Below are 14,226 nucleotides of genomic sequence, written 5' to 3'. Positions count from 1 at the left end.
TCCGTGAGGCGGATACTGCTTTTTCTGGGGACCAACATCGCCATTATCGTCGTCCTGGGCATTGTCCTGCGGCTGCTTGGCGTGGATCGCCTGCTCGAAGCCGACGGCGGTGCCCTGGATTACCGTGCCCTTTTGATTTTTGCCGCGGTGTTCGGGATGGGCGGCAGCTTTCTGTCGCTGGCCATCTCGAAGTGGATGGCCAAACGGGCCATGGGGGTGCGTGTCATCGATCGGCCACAGGGCGAGCAGGCGCAGTGGCTAATTGAGACCGTCCGACGCCAGGCCGCGGCGGCCGGAGTCGGCATGCCCGAGGTCGGGGTCTACGAATCCCCCCAGGTGAATGCCTTTGCCACCGGCATGAGCCGCAACAACGCCCTCGTAGCGGTCAGCAGCGGGCTGCTCGACACCATGACCCGGGACGAGGCCGAGGCGGTACTGGCCCACGAAGTCAGTCATATCCAGAACGGCGATATGATTACCCTTGCCCTGATCCAGGGGGTCATCAACACCTTTGTGATCTTCCTCGCCCGGCTGATCGGGCATTTTGTCGACCGTGTGGTCTTCAAGAACGAGCGCGGTCACGGGCCAGGGTTCTGGATTACGACGATCGTGGCCGAAATCCTCCTGGCGGTGGCCGCCTCGGTGATCGTGATGTGGTTTTCGCGGCAACGGGAATTCCGCGCGGACGCGGGCGCGGCGCGACTATCGGATCGTGACAAGATGATCGCCGCGCTGCAGCGACTGGCCGGGACGCCCCCGGCCGAGGATCTTCCGGATCAGATGGAGGCGTTCGGGATATCCGGCCGGATTGCCCGGGGTGGGTTCAAGCGCTGGTTCATGTCGCATCCGCCCATCGAGGCCCGCATCGAGGCGCTGCGGCGGGGGTAGCGGCATGGATCCCCCTGGCGGGAGCCGCTTTTCAACAGCCGCCGCTCCAGTCAATCGGCACCTTCCACGGCTCGCCGGCCACCTCGCGTACCAGCCGGGGCAGCAGATAGCCGGGTAGCTGTGATGCCAGCGCCTGCATCACCTGACAGGCCCGGCGCTCATCGACCTCGAAATGGCCCGCGCCCTCGACCCGATCCAGCAGATGCAGGTAATAGGGCTGGACGCCGATCGAGAACAGCCGCTCGCTGAGTTCGGTCAGCACGGCGGCATCGTCGTTGATATCGCGCAGCAGAACGGTCTGGTTGAACAACCGCACCCCCGCGGCCTGCAGCCGACGCATGGCAGAGCCAACCCGGTCATCCAGTTCGTTGGGATGATTGGCATGGATGACCATGACCGGGGTCAGCCGACCACCGGCCAGCCAGGCCAGTAAGTCATCGTCGACACGGCTTGGCAGGACCACCGGCAGGCGGCTGTGGATGCGCAGCCGGCGCAGGTGGGGGATGGCCTGCAGCGCTTCGGCCAGGGCGCTGAGTCGTCGATCAGCAAGGCTGAGCGGATCGCCGCCGCTGAGGATGACCTCGTGGAGGCTCGTGTCGCCTTGTAGGTAGGCCAGGGCGTTTCGCCATTGTCCGGTGCTGGCATTGGCCTCGGCGTAGGGAAAATGCCGCCGGAAGCAGTACCGGCAGTTGATGGCGCAGGCGCCGGTGGCGATCAGCAGGGCACGGCCGTGGTATTTGTGGATGACGCCGCCGTTTTGCAGGCTGGCGCCGTCGCCCACCGGATCCTTGACAAAATCGGGCGGGGTGCCGGTTTCCAGGTCCACTGGCAGGACCTGCTGCAGCAGAGGGTCGCGCGGGTTGCCCGGCTCGATGCGCTCGAGAAAGGCTCTGGGGACGCGCAGCTCGAAGCCCTCGGCCGCGCGTCGGGCCGGCGTCACCAGCGCCGGGTCCAGTTTCAGTGCATCGATCAGCTCGGCCGGTTCGCGGATGGCGGTCTGCCACTCGCGTTGCCACGGCGCTGCGCTCATATGTCATCCCCCGGGGTTTTCCGTTAGCATGCATCGCCATTCCTGGCCGCCGCCGGCGGCCGCGCCTGAATGATGGAGATGCCATGGCCACTTACACCACCAATCAGTTCAAATCCGGTCTCAAGCTCATGCTCGATGGCGAACCCTACACCATTGTCGAGAACGAGTTCGTCAAGCCGGGCAAGGGTCAGGCCTTCAATCGGGTCAAGGTGCGCAATCTCAAGACCGGCAAGGTGATCGACCGCACCTTTAAATCCGGTGAAAGCGTCGAAGCCGCCGACGTCATGGAAACCGAGATGCAGTATCTCTACAGCGATGGCGAGTTCTTCTACTTCATGGACCCGGCGAGCTTTGAGCAGCATCCCGCTCCCCCGGCGGCGGTGGGTGATGCCCACAAGTGGCTGAAAGAGCAGGACGTATGCAATGTCACGCTGTACAACGGCGAGCCCCTGTCGGTGGAACCACCGCCTCATGTGACCCTGCAGGTGACCCAGACCGACCCCGGGTTAAAGGGTGATACCAGCAGCGGTGGCAGCAAACCGGCCACCCTCGAGACCGGCGCGGTGATCCAGGTACCGCTTTTCATCCAGGAAGGCGAGGTCCTGAAGGTCGATACCCGCAGCGGCGAATACGTCTCCCGGGCCAAGGACTGAGCACAACGGGGTGGGCCGGTGACCGGAAGCGACTGGCGACCCACCGCCCGGGCCGATGTGCTGGCTCGACGCGCCCGGTGGCTGGCTGAGATTCGGGCGTTTTTTGCCGGTCGGCATGTCCTGGAGGTCCAGACCCCGGTGCTCGCCGCGGCCGGGGTGACCGATGTGCACATCGACGGAATGCGTGAGGCCGGCTCCGGCCGTTGGCTGCAGACATCGCCGGAATACGCCATGAAGCGGCTGCTGGCCGCCGGGGTGGGCGACTGCTATCAGATCGCGCCGGCGTTTCGCGCCGGCGAGCAGGGCCGTTGGCACAATCCCGAATTCACCCTCCTCGAGTGGTATCGCCTCGGCTTCGACGCGCCCGCCTTGATGGACGAGGTCTCGATGCTGGTCGACCGGATCCTCGGGCCCGGTCATTATCACCGCGGCAGCTATCAGGGGTTTTTCCTGGCTGCCGGATTGCCTGACCCTCTGACGGCCACCGCCGATGCGCTGCAAAAGGCGGCAGCCGAAGCGGTCACTTCGCCCCCCGGCGGGCTCGATCGCAGCGGTCTGCTGGATTGGCTTTTCAGTGAGACGGTCGTGCCGGCGCTGCCCCCAAGGGCCTTTGTCACGGGGTTCCCCGCCGAACAGGCCGTCCTCGCCCGTCGCGAGGCGGCCGATCCACGGGTGGCGGCGCGTTTCGAGCTCTTCTGCAATGGCGTGGAGCTAGCCAACGGATTTGACGAGCTCACCGATCCGGGGGAGCTGCGCGGACGTCTCGAGCGTGATCAGCAGCGGCGACGAACAACGGAGCGGACCGTGCCGGGGATCGATGAAAGGCTGATGGCGGCCATGGCCCACGGACTGCCGGCATGTGCCGGCGTGGCGCTGGGGCTCGACCGGCTATTCGCCCTGGCTGCCGGGGTTGACTCCATCGCCGAGGTGATGGCTTTCGACTGGCCACACGCCTGAGTCATCCAGGGCATCGGCGCGGGGGTGGCACTGGCCGAGTCGCTGACCCATGCGCAATGGCATGGTGGGGGTCAGCGACGGGGCCCAGTCCACGGCATCGGGTGGCAACAGCAGGATCACCGTCGAGCCCAGGTTGAACCGCCCCATCTCCGCACCCATCGGCAGGACCGGCGGCTCGCTGCGGAAATCCCAGCTGCGCACGCGCTGGCCCCGGGGTGGGGTGATTTCGCCGGTCCAGATGGTCTCGATGCTGCCAACCCCGATGGCACCGACCAGCACCATGGCCATGGGGCCGAAGGCCGTCTCGAATACCGTGATCACCCGCTCGTTGCGGGCGAATACCCGAGGGACATGCCGGACCACCGGTGCCGAGACGCCGAAAAGCCGGCCGGGGACGTGGATGATCTGCTCGAGCTCGCCGGTCACCGGCATGTGGACGCGGTGATAATCCCTGGGCGAGAGGTAGAGCGTGGCGTAGCGGCCGGCTTCGAACGGTGCCGCCAGCTGCGGGTCACCGGCCAGCAGGCTCGAGAGGTCGTAGCGCTGGCCCTTGGCCTGGATCAGCTCGCCCTCATGGATGTCGCCGAATTCGCTGAGCGCCCCGTCAATGGGACTCACGAACGCATCCGCCGTCGCCTCGATGGGCCGCTTGCCGGTGGCGAGTGCGCGGGTGAAAAGCGCATTGAGGCTTGGGTAGTCGGCCGGGTCCTGGATGGCGGCTTCGGTGAGGTCAATGCCGGCGTATCGACAGAACGCGCGGATTAGCAGCTGTTTCGCCGGCCGCCAGTGCCAGCGGGCCACCCCGTGCATGCAGCGGGATAAGCCATGCTGAGGCAGCATCGCCATCAACCAGGCACCCAGCCTTGCCAGCATTATTGGTTTGCCTCGTTGTAGCGGCGGACAATCCGGCGGAACTCCTCGGCCAGAATCTCGCGGCCGTGGGGCGGCTGCCACAGGGCCTGCCAGTCACCCTCGGGGTTGATCAAAAGGATGGCGGCGCTGTGATCCACCGGGTAGTCACCGTTTTCATCGGGTTGGCCCAGCGAGTAGCTGATACCCAACGACCCGGTGAGCCGGTCGATCGCTTCGCGCTCGCCGGTCACCCCCATGAACGCGTCATTGAAATGCTCGACGTAGCGCCGCAGGGTCTCGGGGTCATCCCGGCCCGGATCCACCGAGACAAAAACCACTTCCGGGACCGGTCCGCCATCGGCATCCAGCCGTTCCACGGCACCGGCCAGAGTGGCCAGCGTCATGGGACAGACGTCCGGGCAGTTGGTAAAGCCAAAGAAAAGAAACTGCCAGTCCCCCTGCAGGGATGCCCGGGTCCAGGGCTCGCCGTGGTGGTTTTCAAGCTCAAAGGCAGGCAGCGCCCTTGCCGTTGGAAAAACCGTTCCGACCGGCTCGCTGGGTGCCGGGCCTTGATCGCGCCACATCCAGACGCCTGCGGCAGCCACCAGGGCAGCCAGCAACCCGACCGCCGCCGCGGTTGTGATCAGCCGTAATCTCATGCTCACGATTATGCCATTGCTGGAGGCCGCCATGCGGTGGCAGCGATGTTAAACTCCGCGGATGAGTCACCACACGCTACAGACCATCGGCGATCATATCCGCTATGCCGCCAGTCGCTTCGAGGCGGCCGGCCTGCATTATGGCCATGGCACCGACAACGCCATCGATGAAGCGGCGGCGCTGGTGCTCGGCATCCTGCATATGCCGCCGGATCTCGCCGCCGGCTGGTTCACCTGCCGCGTCACCGATGACGAGCGCGAGACGCTGCTTGCCGCCATCGCCGAGCGCATCGACAAGCGCCGCCCGGTGCCCTACATCCTCGGCGAGGGCTGGTTCTGCGGCCTGTCCTTTGAGGTGGATGAAAGTGTACTGATTCCGCGCTCGCCCATCGCCGAGCTCATCGAACAGGGGTTTTCGCCCTGGATCGATCCGGCCCGGGTCGAGCGGATCGCCGATGTCGGCACCGGCTGCGGCTGCATTGCGGTGGCCTGCGCGCTGGCGTTCCCGCAGGCCGAGGTCTTTGCCCTGGACAACGCCGCCGGCGCCCTCGCCCATGCCCCCCACAATGCCAGACGCCACGGCGTCTCGGGCCGGGTGCGTGTACAGCGCTCGGATCTGCTCGAAGGCCTCGGTCAGGCCGGGGCGATGGATCTCATCGTCGCCAATCCGCCTTATGTGGACACCCGGGCGATGACCACCCTGCCGCCGGAATACCGGCACGAGCCCCGGGAGGCGCTGGCGGCCGGCCCCGATGGCATGGATGTGGTCCGCCGTCTGCTGCCTCAGGCAGCGCGATGTCTGGCGCCGGCGGGGTGGCTGGTCTGCGAGGTCGGGCATGGCATGGCGGCTTTCGAGGCGGCGTTCCCCGAGGTGCCGGTCACCTGGGTGGACCTCGAGCGGGGTGGCGAAGGGGTGTTTGTCATCCAGGGTGAGGCGCTGCAATCGGCCCTGGGTGCCGATGCGGCGATGGTTGGTGACGGGGTAGCATAAGCGCATGTCCGGAAACAGCATTGGCCGACTCTTTACCGTAACGACCTTTGGCGAGAGCCACGGGCCGGCGCTCGGTGCCGTGGTGGACGGCTGTCCGCCGGGGCTGGCGTTGACCGAGTCCGACCTCCAGGGCGATCTGGACCGGCGTAAGCCCGGCACCTCGCGGCATACCTCGCAACGCCGCGAAGGCGACGAGGTGCGGATCCTCTCCGGCGTATTCGAAGGCCGGACCACCGGGGCCCCCATCGGGCTTTTGATCGAAAACATCGATCAGCGATCCAAGGACTACAGTGACATCAGCGAGTTGTTCCGCCCGGGGCATGCCGACTACACCTACTGGCAGAAGTACGGCATCCGTGATTACCGCGGCGGGGGGCGCTCCTCGGCCCGCGAGACGGCCCTGCGGGTCGCTGCCGGGGGCATCGCGCGCAAGTATCTCCACGAGCAGTTGGGGGTGCGCATTCGTGGGTGGCTGGCGGCGCTCGGGCCCATCGAGCTGGCCTTGCAGGACTGGGATGCGGTGGACGACAACCCGTTTTTCTGCGCCCAGCCGGAGCGGCTGGGCGATCTTGAGTCCTACATGGACGAGTTGCGTCGCTCGGGGGATTCGGTCGGTGCGGTGGTCGGGGTGCTGGCCCGCGGGTTGCCGCCGGGCCTGGGCGAGCCCGTCTTCGATCGACTGGATGCGGATATCGCCCATGCGCTGATGAGCATCAATGCGGTCCGCGGCGTGGAAATCGGTGACGGGTTTGCCAGTGCCGGGCAGAAAGGCACCGAACACCGCGACGAGATCACCCCCGCCGGATTTGTGACCAATCATGCCGGTGGCACCCTCGGCGGGCTGTCCACTGGCCAGGATGTGGTGGCGCGCATGGCGCTCAAGCCCACCTCGAGCATCCGTATCCCGGGGCGCTCGGTCGACATCCACGGCGAGCCGGCCGAGGTGGTGACCACCGGTCGCCACGACCCCTGTGTGGGCATTCGCGCCACGCCCATCGCCGAGGCCATGCTGGCCATCGTTCTCATGGATCACTGGTTGCGGCATCGCGGTCAGAATGCCGATGTCGACTCGGGTACACCGGTTATTCCCCGACAAGCCGGCGATTGACGCCCCGCCATGGCTGCGGCGCTGCCCTACGGCCGACTGTCGGCCTTCTATCTGGTGTTCTTTGCCGTCCTTGGCGTGCTGGGACCCTATTGGGGGCCCTATCTCAAAAGCCTGGGCTACGAGGCTGCCCAGATTGGCACCCTGATCGGGCTTTTGCATGCCACCAAGCTCATCGCGCCCAACCTCTGGGGTTGGGTGGCCGATCGGCTGGGGCGGCGAATGGGGGTGATCCGCTTTGCCTGCGTGGCAGCGGCACTGGGCTTTGCCGGTGTCTTCGTGGCCGAGAGTTTCCTGACAATGGCCGGGGTGATCCTGGCGTTCAGTTTCTTCTGGAACGCCACCCTGTCGCAGTTCGAGGCCAACACGCTCAGCCACCTGGGCGCGCAGTCCCACCGCTATCCGCGGATCCGACTCTGGGGGACGGTGGGGTTCATGGTGGCGGTCCTGGCCGTTGGCGAGGGCATCGATGTGCTGGGCGCCGGTATTGTCCCGGCGGTGTTGCTGGCGCTTTTCATCACCCTCTCGGGGATCAGTCTGAGCGTGCCCGAGGCACCGGGCAATGGCGGCGATCGGGCAGGGCCCGGCCTTTGGGCGGTCTTGCGCCAGCCCAAGGTGCTGGGGCTTTTTGGCGCCTGCTTTCTGCTGCAGGCAAGCCATGGCCCGTTCTATGCTTTCTACAGCATCTATCTGCAAGATGCCGGCTACAGTGGCACTGCCATCGGCCTGCTCTGGGCTGTGGCGCTGCTGGCCGAAATCGCAGTGTTTCTGCTCATGCCCCGCTGGCTGCCCCGATTCGGCCACCGTCGGCTTTTGATCATCGCCATGCTGCTGGCGGTGGTGCGCTGGGTGATGGTGGGCCTGTTCCCCGAGCAGGTGCCGCTTCAGGCCTTTGCCCAGCTCTTTCACGCCGCGACCTATGGCGTCTACCACGCCGCGGCCATTTCCATGGTGGATCGCTATTTCACCGGCGCGTTGCAGGGGCGGGGCCAGGCGCTCTACAGCAGTCTGACCTTCGGCGCCGGTGTGGCCGTCGGCAGCTTTCTGGCCGGGGCGCTGTGGGATGTCATCGGCGGGGCATCGACCTTCGTGCTGGCGGCAGGTCTGGGTCTGGCGGCGGCAGTGCTGGCGCACCATACCCTGCCGCGGCCCGGGGCCAGGGCGCTGTCCGGCGCTTAACGCCATTACCCGCTCGGCGTATACTCGGTCTGCTAGGCAGATCAGGTCATCACCGCACGAGGAAAGGCAGATGGGCGGCAAAACGCTCTACGACAAACTCTGGGACGCCCATGTCGTTCGCGACAACGGCGACGGAACGGCCCTTTTGTACATCGACCGGCAGTTGGTACACGAGGTCACCTCGCCCCAGGCCTTCGAGGGCTTGCGACTGGCCGATCGGCCGCTGTGGCGAACACCGGCCAATCTGGCGGTGGTGGATCACAACGTGCCGACCACCGATCGCGACAAGGGCATTGCCGATCCGGTCTCGGCGTTGCAGGTCGAGACGCTCAACCGCAACTGCCGCGAATATGGCATCACCCAGTTCGGCCTTCTGGACCGCCGCCAGGGCATTGTCCACATCATCGGTCCGGAGCAGGGGGCGACCCAGCCTGGGATGACGGTGGTCTGTGGCGACTCGCATACCTCTACCCATGGCGCACTGGGGGCATTGGCCTTCGGCATCGGGACCTCCGAGGTCGAGCACGCGCTGGCGACCCAGACCGTGGTGCAGGCGCGCTCCCGGCGCATGCTCATTCGCGTCGATGGCCAGGTCGGCCCGGGTGTGACCGCCAAGGACATCATGCTGGCGATCATCGGCAAGATCGGTACCGCCGGCGGCACCGGCTATGCCATCGAGTACGGCGGCGAGGCCATCCGGTCGCTGCCCATGTCCGGGCGGATGACCATCTGCAACATGTCCATCGAGGCGGGGGCGCGCTGCGGCATGGTGGCGGTGGATGACACGACCATCGAATATCTGCGCGACCGCCCCTACTCGCCCCAGGGCGAGCTGTGGGATCAGGCGGTGGCTTACTGGCGCACCCTGGTCAGTGATGATGATGCCGAATTCGACCGGGTGGTCACCCTGGACGCGGCCGAGATCAAGCCGCAGGTATCCTGGGGCACTTCGCCCGAGATGGTGGTGCCTGTCGACGGGCGGGTGCCGAACCCGGCCGATGAGCCCGATGAGACCAAACGCACGGGGATGCAGCGCGCCCTCGAATACATGGGGCTCGAGCCCGGCACGCCGATTCGCGAGATCCGGCCGGAGAAAGTCTTCATCGGCTCGTGCACCAATGCGCGCATCGAGGATCTGCGCGCGGCCGCCCGGGTGCTCCGCGGCAAGCGGATCGCGCAGGGCATCCGCGAGGCGATGGTTGTGCCCGGCTCGGGGCTGGTGAAGTGGCAGGCCGAGCAGGAAGGACTGGATCAGGTGTTCAAGGCGGCAGGCTTCGAGTGGCGCGACGCGGGCTGCTCGATGTGTCTGGGCATGAACCCCGACCGGTTGAGCCCCGGCGAGCGCTGCGCCTCGACCTCGAACCGTAACTTTGAAGGCCGGCAGGGCGCCGGAGGCCGGACCCACCTGGTCAGCCCCGCCATGGCGGCGGCTGCTGCGGTGGCCGGCCATTTCGTCGATGTCCGCGAACTGGAGCAATAGGCGATGGAACCACTCACCCGTGTCGAGGGCCTGGTCGCCCCGCTGGATCGATCGAACGTCGATACCGATGCGATCATCCCCAAGCAGTTCCTCAAGTCCATTCACCGCACCGGTTTTGGGCCCAACCTCTTTGACGAGTGGCGCTACCTGGATGCCGGCGAACCCGGGCAGGATTGCAGCAACCGGCCGCTCAACCCGGATTTTGTCCTCAACCAGCCGCGCTATGCCGGCGCCAGCATCCTGCTCGCGCGGGAGAACTTTGGCTGCGGCTCATCCCGTGAGCATGCCCCCTGGGCACTGGCGGATTTCGGCTTTCGGGTGCTGATTGCCCCGAGCTTTGCCGACATTTTCTACAACAACTGCTCGAAAAACGGTCTGTTGGCGCTCACGCTGCCGGCAGAAACCGTCCAGGCGCTGTTCGAAGCCACCTGGGCCGAGTCAGGTTACCGGTTGACGGTGGATCTGCCGGCGCAACAGGTCATCACCCCCGAGGGCGATGTGCACGGTTTCGACATCGACCCCCACCGCAAACACATGCTCGTGGAGGGCCTGGATGAGATTGGCCTGACACTGGAACATGCCGATGCGATTCGCGCCTATGAACAGCAGCGGCGTCGGGTGACACCCTGGCTGTTCCAGGACCTGGATCCGGCATGAGCCACAAGGTATTGATGCTGCCCGGCGATCACGTCGGGCCAGAGATCGTGGCCGAAGCGGACAAGCTGCTGCGTTGTCTCGCCAGCGAGTTTGGCCTGGCGGTCGAGCTCGAGTATGCCAACCTTGGCGGCTGTGGTGTGGATGCCGAGGGGGCTCCCCTGCCGGACTCGACACTGGCACTCGCCCGCGACAGCGATGCGGCCCTGTTGGGCGCGGTGGGCGGACCCGAGTGGGATTACATCGAGCGTGACAAGCGCCCCGAGCGGGGGCTGCTAGCCATCCGTGCAGCGTTGGGCCTGTTCGCCAACCTGCGCCCGGCGCTGCTTGACCCCGAGCTGGTCAACGCCTCGTCGCTGCGGCCCGAGGTGGTCTCGGGGCTGGACATACTGATTGTTCGCGAGCTGACCGGCGGCATCTATTTTGGCCAGCCGCGGGGCATTCGCACCCGGGCCGACGGCGTCCGGGAGGGATTCAACACCCTGGTCTACGGCGTCGACGAGATCGAGCGCATCGGCCGGGCGGGGTTTGAAGCGGCCCGCCGCCGGGATGGGCGGCTCTGCTCGGTGGACAAGGCCAATGTGCTGGAGTCGAGCGAGCTCTGGCGTGAGGTGATGGAGGGGCTGGCCGGCGAGTATCCGGATGTCTCGCTGTCGCATATGTACGTCGACAACGCGGCCATGCAACTGGTCCGTGACCCACGGCAGTTCGATGTCATGGTCACCGGCAATCTGTTCGGCGATGTCCTCTCCGACTGCGCGGCGATGCTGACCGGCTCGATCGGGATGCTGCCCTCGGCATCGCTGGATGAGACCGGCCGTGGGCTCTACGAGCCGGTTCATGGATCGGCGCCGGATATCTCGGGGCAGGGCATTGCCAATCCGCTGGCGACTCTCCTGTCAGTCGCGATGCTGCTGCGATTCAGCCTCGATGAGGGTGAACTGGCGCAACGGGTGGAGCGGGCCGTCGCCCGGGTGCTGGCGGACGGGCTGCGGACCGCCGATCTTGGCGGCGGTCAGGGGCAATCGGTCGGCACGGCCGCCATGGGTGATGCGGTGGTTGCCGCTTTGCGGGCACAAGCAAACTAGGGGTTGATGATGAAAAAGGTCGGATTCGTCGGTTGGCGCGGCATGGTGGGCTCGGTGCTCATGGAGCGCATGCGCAGCGAGGGAGATTTCGGCGACATTGAGCCGGTGTTCTTCTCCACCTCGCAGACCGGTCAGCCGGGCCCGGACGTCGGCCGGGCCGTGCCGGCCCTGCAGGATGCCCATGACATGGCGGCGTTGTCCGAGATGGACGCCATCGTCACCTGTCAGGGGGGCGACTACACCAGTGCGGTGTATGACCCGTTGCGCAGCGCCGGCTGGCAGGGTTACTGGATCGACGCCGCCTCGACGCTGCGCATGAAAGACCACAGCGTCATCGTACTGGACCCGGTCAACGCCGGTGTCATCCGCCAGGCACTCGCCGACGGGACCCGGACCTTCGTCGGTGGCAACTGCACCGTCAGCCTGATGCTCATGGCCATCGGCGGGCTTGTCGAGCACGACCTGGTGGAGTGGATCGCGCCGATGACCTATCAGGCGGCCTCCGGATCGGGCGCGCAGCACATGCGCGAGCTGCTTCGCCAGATGGGTTATCTGCGTGACGCGGTGGGTGAGCGTCTGGATGACCCGGCGGCCGCCATACTGGAGATTGATCGGGACGTGACCGCGGCGCTGACCGGCGGTGATTACCCGGCCGAGCATTTCGGTGTGCCGCTGGCCGGGAGTCTGATTCCCTGGATCGACAAGCCCGTGGCGGGCGGCCAGAGTCGCGAGGAGTGGAAGGCCGGGGTCGAGACCAACAAGATCCTCGGCCGGCAGTTCGACCCGATTGCCATCGATGGGTTGTGTGTGCGCATTGGCGCCATGCGCTCCCACGCTCAGGCGCTGACGTTGAAGCTCAAACGGGATGTCCCGCTGGATGAGATCGAGGCCATGCTGGCAGCGGCCAACGACTGGGTGCGGGTCGTGCCCAACGAGCCGCAGCCGAGTCAGCAGCAGCTCACGCCCGCGGCGGTCAGCGGCCACATGCACGTGCCGGTGGGCCGGCTACGCAAGCTGGCCATGGGCGATGAATACCTCTCGGCGTTCACCGTCGGTGACCAGTTGCTCTGGGGCGCCGCCGAGCCATTGCGGCGCATGCTGCGGTTGGTGATCGGCGACTGATGCGCGGTGCCGGCGCGCTGTTGGCGCTCGCCTTTGCTCCGGCGGTGATGGCCGGTGCGGCGGGACTGGGCGAGCTCCAGTCCGTGGCCGTTGACAGCGATGGCCTCGAGGCATGGGTGGCCGTTCATCCCGGGGCCGAGCCGCCGAGCCGCCCGGCCCGCAGCCGGGTCGCCACCCGACCGGTCCAGGCGGCGGCCGGGCTCGAGACCGAACATCGGCCGCGGGATCTGACCGCCGAGCTGGTTGGTCAAGGCCGGGAAGCGCGGGTACGTCTGACCGCGACCGACGTTCGCCCGGGGCAGGGCTTTGAGGTGCTACTCGAGCTCAATACACCGGCTGGACGGCTGGCGCGGGGGTATCGCATCGATCCCACCGCGGCAGGCGGGTCGGGTCGAGCCCTGGCGCCTCTGCGCTTCGGGCCGACCACCTCCGGGCAGACCCTCTATCGGATCGCCAACGCCGTCCGGCCCCGGGCGGTGACCGGCAATCAGATGATGCTGGCGCTTCTGGCGGTCAATCCGGATCGATTCAATCGCAACAACGTCAATGCATTGCAGCGCGGTGTGCTGCTCGATATCCCCGCCGAGGACGCACTCGAGCTGGTGCCCATGGCCGAGGCCGATCAGCGGGTCCGCGCGCAGAACAAGGCCTGGCTGGACAGTGATGCGGACATGCCGGCCCAGGCCAGCCCGGAGCCGCCGGTTGAGGCCGAGTCGAGGGATCCGGCGCCGGACCCGGCCGCCGCCGATCCGGGGCTTTCCATCCGGCCATTGCGGCTTTTGCCACCGCCGGAAGCGCTGGTCTCGGAGGTGCTCGAGACACCGACATTCCAACGGCTGCAGGGGCAGATCGAACGCATGCAGGCCAGCAACGAGGCGCTGGCGCAGGAAAACCGCGAACTCGAAACCACCCTGGCGACCATGCAACAAAGCCTTGGCGATCTGCAGGCCGAGCTTGCAGCGGCTCGTGAACCCGTCGGGCCGGCGCGAGTCATCGACGCGGTGCAGGCCCAGTGGCGGCAGGCGACGACCACGCCGGCGCAGGCGTTGCAGCTGCCGCTTGTGCAGTACACGCTGTTGGGTCTGCTGGGGCTCGGGCTTTTGACTTTGTGGATCATCGGCAGCCGTCGACGGCGGCGTGAGGTCGCCGAGCAGTCAATGCCGGCCCGCTGGCAGCCCCAGACCGGCCGTCCCGAACCGTCCGCGGACACCGCCGATGTGGCACTAGGGGAAGTCTCGGTTCAGGACCGGGCGGTGGACCATACCGCGGCCCTGGCGGCGGCCGACGAGCTCATCGCCCACGGGCGTCTGGACGAGGCCCAGACGCGTCTGGATGACGCCCTGGGGGCGGCGCCGGATGATCTGGCGCTGCGGCTCAAGCTCTTGGATGTGCTCTACCTGCGTGGCGACCGATCGGGTTTTGAGGCCGAAGCCCATGTCCTGCACGCCCAGCTGGGTGATGCCTCGGACGAGCGGTGGCAGCGGGTGCAAGCACAAGGACGGACCCTGGCGCCGGCGCATCCCCTTTTTGCCGGGCCGGCGGGGGCGCCACCGGAGTCGGGATGAGCC

At 66.7% G+C, this 14,226-nt stretch carries 14 protein-coding genes; 11 read left to right on the top strand and 3 right to left on the bottom strand.

Going from position 1 to position 14,226, the window contains the following annotated elements; genetic code table 11:
* The first annotated feature begins 3 nt into the window (after positions 1-3).
* Entirely contained in the window at positions 4-888 is an 885-nt protein-coding gene (gene htpX / locus V6X73_RS01810; protein WP_367958026.1) for a protease HtpX, read from the top strand.
* Positions 889-919: 31 nt separating this feature from the next.
* Here htpX and epmB read toward each other — a convergent pair whose 3' ends face one another.
* Positions 920-1,918, bottom strand: a complete 999-nt coding sequence (gene epmB, locus V6X73_RS01805) for an EF-P beta-lysylation protein EpmB (RefSeq protein ID WP_367958027.1) — start codon at positions 1,916-1,918, stop codon at positions 920-922.
* 83 nt (positions 1,919-2,001) lie between these two features.
* Between epmB and efp the strand changes: the two genes are divergently transcribed.
* Both efp and epmA read left to right on the top strand, forming a co-directional pair.
* Positions 2,002-2,571, top strand: coding sequence for an elongation factor P (gene efp, locus V6X73_RS01800; protein WP_367958028.1), 570 nt, complete (start codon positions 2,002-2,004; stop codon positions 2,569-2,571).
* A gap of 18 nt (positions 2,572-2,589) precedes the next feature.
* Entirely contained in the window at positions 2,590-3,528 is a 939-nt protein-coding gene (gene epmA, locus V6X73_RS01795) for an EF-P lysine aminoacylase EpmA (protein WP_367958029.1), read from the top strand.
* Here epmA and asd (V6X73_RS01790) read toward each other — a convergent pair.
* Positions 3,460-4,401 (bottom strand): archaetidylserine decarboxylase, encoded by a 942-nt coding sequence (gene asd / locus V6X73_RS01790; protein ID WP_367958030.1) that lies wholly within the window; start codon positions 4,399-4,401, stop codon positions 3,460-3,462. The two genes, epmA and asd (V6X73_RS01790), sit on opposite strands and share 69 nt — an antisense overlap.
* On the bottom strand, positions 4,401-5,039 hold the full coding sequence (locus V6X73_RS01785) for an SCO family protein (RefSeq protein WP_367958031.1): 639 nt from the start codon (positions 5,037-5,039) through the stop codon (positions 4,401-4,403). Before V6X73_RS01785 ends, asd (V6X73_RS01790) begins: the two co-directional genes overlap by 1 nt.
* 61 nt (positions 5,040-5,100) lie before the next feature.
* On the opposite strand from V6X73_RS01785, the gene prmB reads away from it, so the two are divergent.
* The 8 genes from prmB (at position 5,101) to V6X73_RS01745 (ending at position 14,223) form a co-directional block, all read left to right on the top strand.
* Positions 5,101-6,030, top strand: coding sequence for a 50S ribosomal protein L3 N(5)-glutamine methyltransferase (gene prmB / locus V6X73_RS01780; protein WP_367958032.1), 930 nt, complete (start codon positions 5,101-5,103; stop codon positions 6,028-6,030).
* A gap of 4 nt (positions 6,031-6,034) precedes the next feature.
* Positions 6,035-7,138, top strand: coding sequence for a chorismate synthase (gene aroC / locus V6X73_RS01775; RefSeq protein ID WP_367958033.1), 1,104 nt, complete (start codon positions 6,035-6,037; stop codon positions 7,136-7,138).
* Positions 7,139-7,147: 9 nt separating this feature from the next.
* The gene (locus V6X73_RS01770) at positions 7,148-8,314 is read left to right on the top strand and encodes an MFS transporter (RefSeq protein ID WP_367958034.1); all 1,167 of its coding nucleotides are present in this window, start codon (positions 7,148-7,150) and stop codon (positions 8,312-8,314) included.
* 70 nt (positions 8,315-8,384) lie between these two features.
* A complete protein-coding gene (leuC, locus tag V6X73_RS01765) occupies positions 8,385-9,794 on the top strand; it encodes a 3-isopropylmalate dehydratase large subunit (protein ID WP_367958035.1) in 1,410 nt (469 codons plus the stop codon).
* Positions 9,795-9,797: 3 nt separating this feature from the next.
* Positions 9,798-10,451 (top strand): 3-isopropylmalate dehydratase small subunit, encoded by a 654-nt coding sequence (leuD, locus tag V6X73_RS01760; RefSeq protein ID WP_367958036.1) that lies wholly within the window; start codon positions 9,798-9,800, stop codon positions 10,449-10,451.
* Positions 10,448-11,536, top strand: a complete 1,089-nt coding sequence (gene leuB, locus V6X73_RS01755) for a 3-isopropylmalate dehydrogenase (protein ID WP_367958037.1) — start codon at positions 10,448-10,450, stop codon at positions 11,534-11,536. Before leuD ends, leuB begins: the two co-directional genes overlap by 4 nt.
* A 9-nt stretch (positions 11,537-11,545) precedes the next feature.
* Positions 11,546-12,658, top strand: a complete 1,113-nt coding sequence (asd, locus tag V6X73_RS01750) for an aspartate-semialdehyde dehydrogenase (protein ID WP_367958038.1) — start codon at positions 11,546-11,548, stop codon at positions 12,656-12,658.
* The gene (locus V6X73_RS01745) at positions 12,658-14,223 is read left to right on the top strand and encodes a FimV/HubP family polar landmark protein (protein WP_367958039.1); all 1,566 of its coding nucleotides are present in this window, start codon (positions 12,658-12,660) and stop codon (positions 14,221-14,223) included. Before asd (V6X73_RS01750) ends, V6X73_RS01745 begins: the two co-directional genes overlap by 1 nt.
* Positions 14,224-14,226: the final 3 nt, after the last annotated feature.

Source organism: Spiribacter pallidus (assembly GCF_040838495.1).
Taxonomy (GTDB): Bacteria; Pseudomonadota; Gammaproteobacteria; order Nitrococcales; family Nitrococcaceae; genus Spiribacter; species Spiribacter pallidus.
The sequence above is the reverse complement of the archived record's forward strand: the minus strand, read 5'-3'. Positions and strand labels throughout refer to the sequence as shown.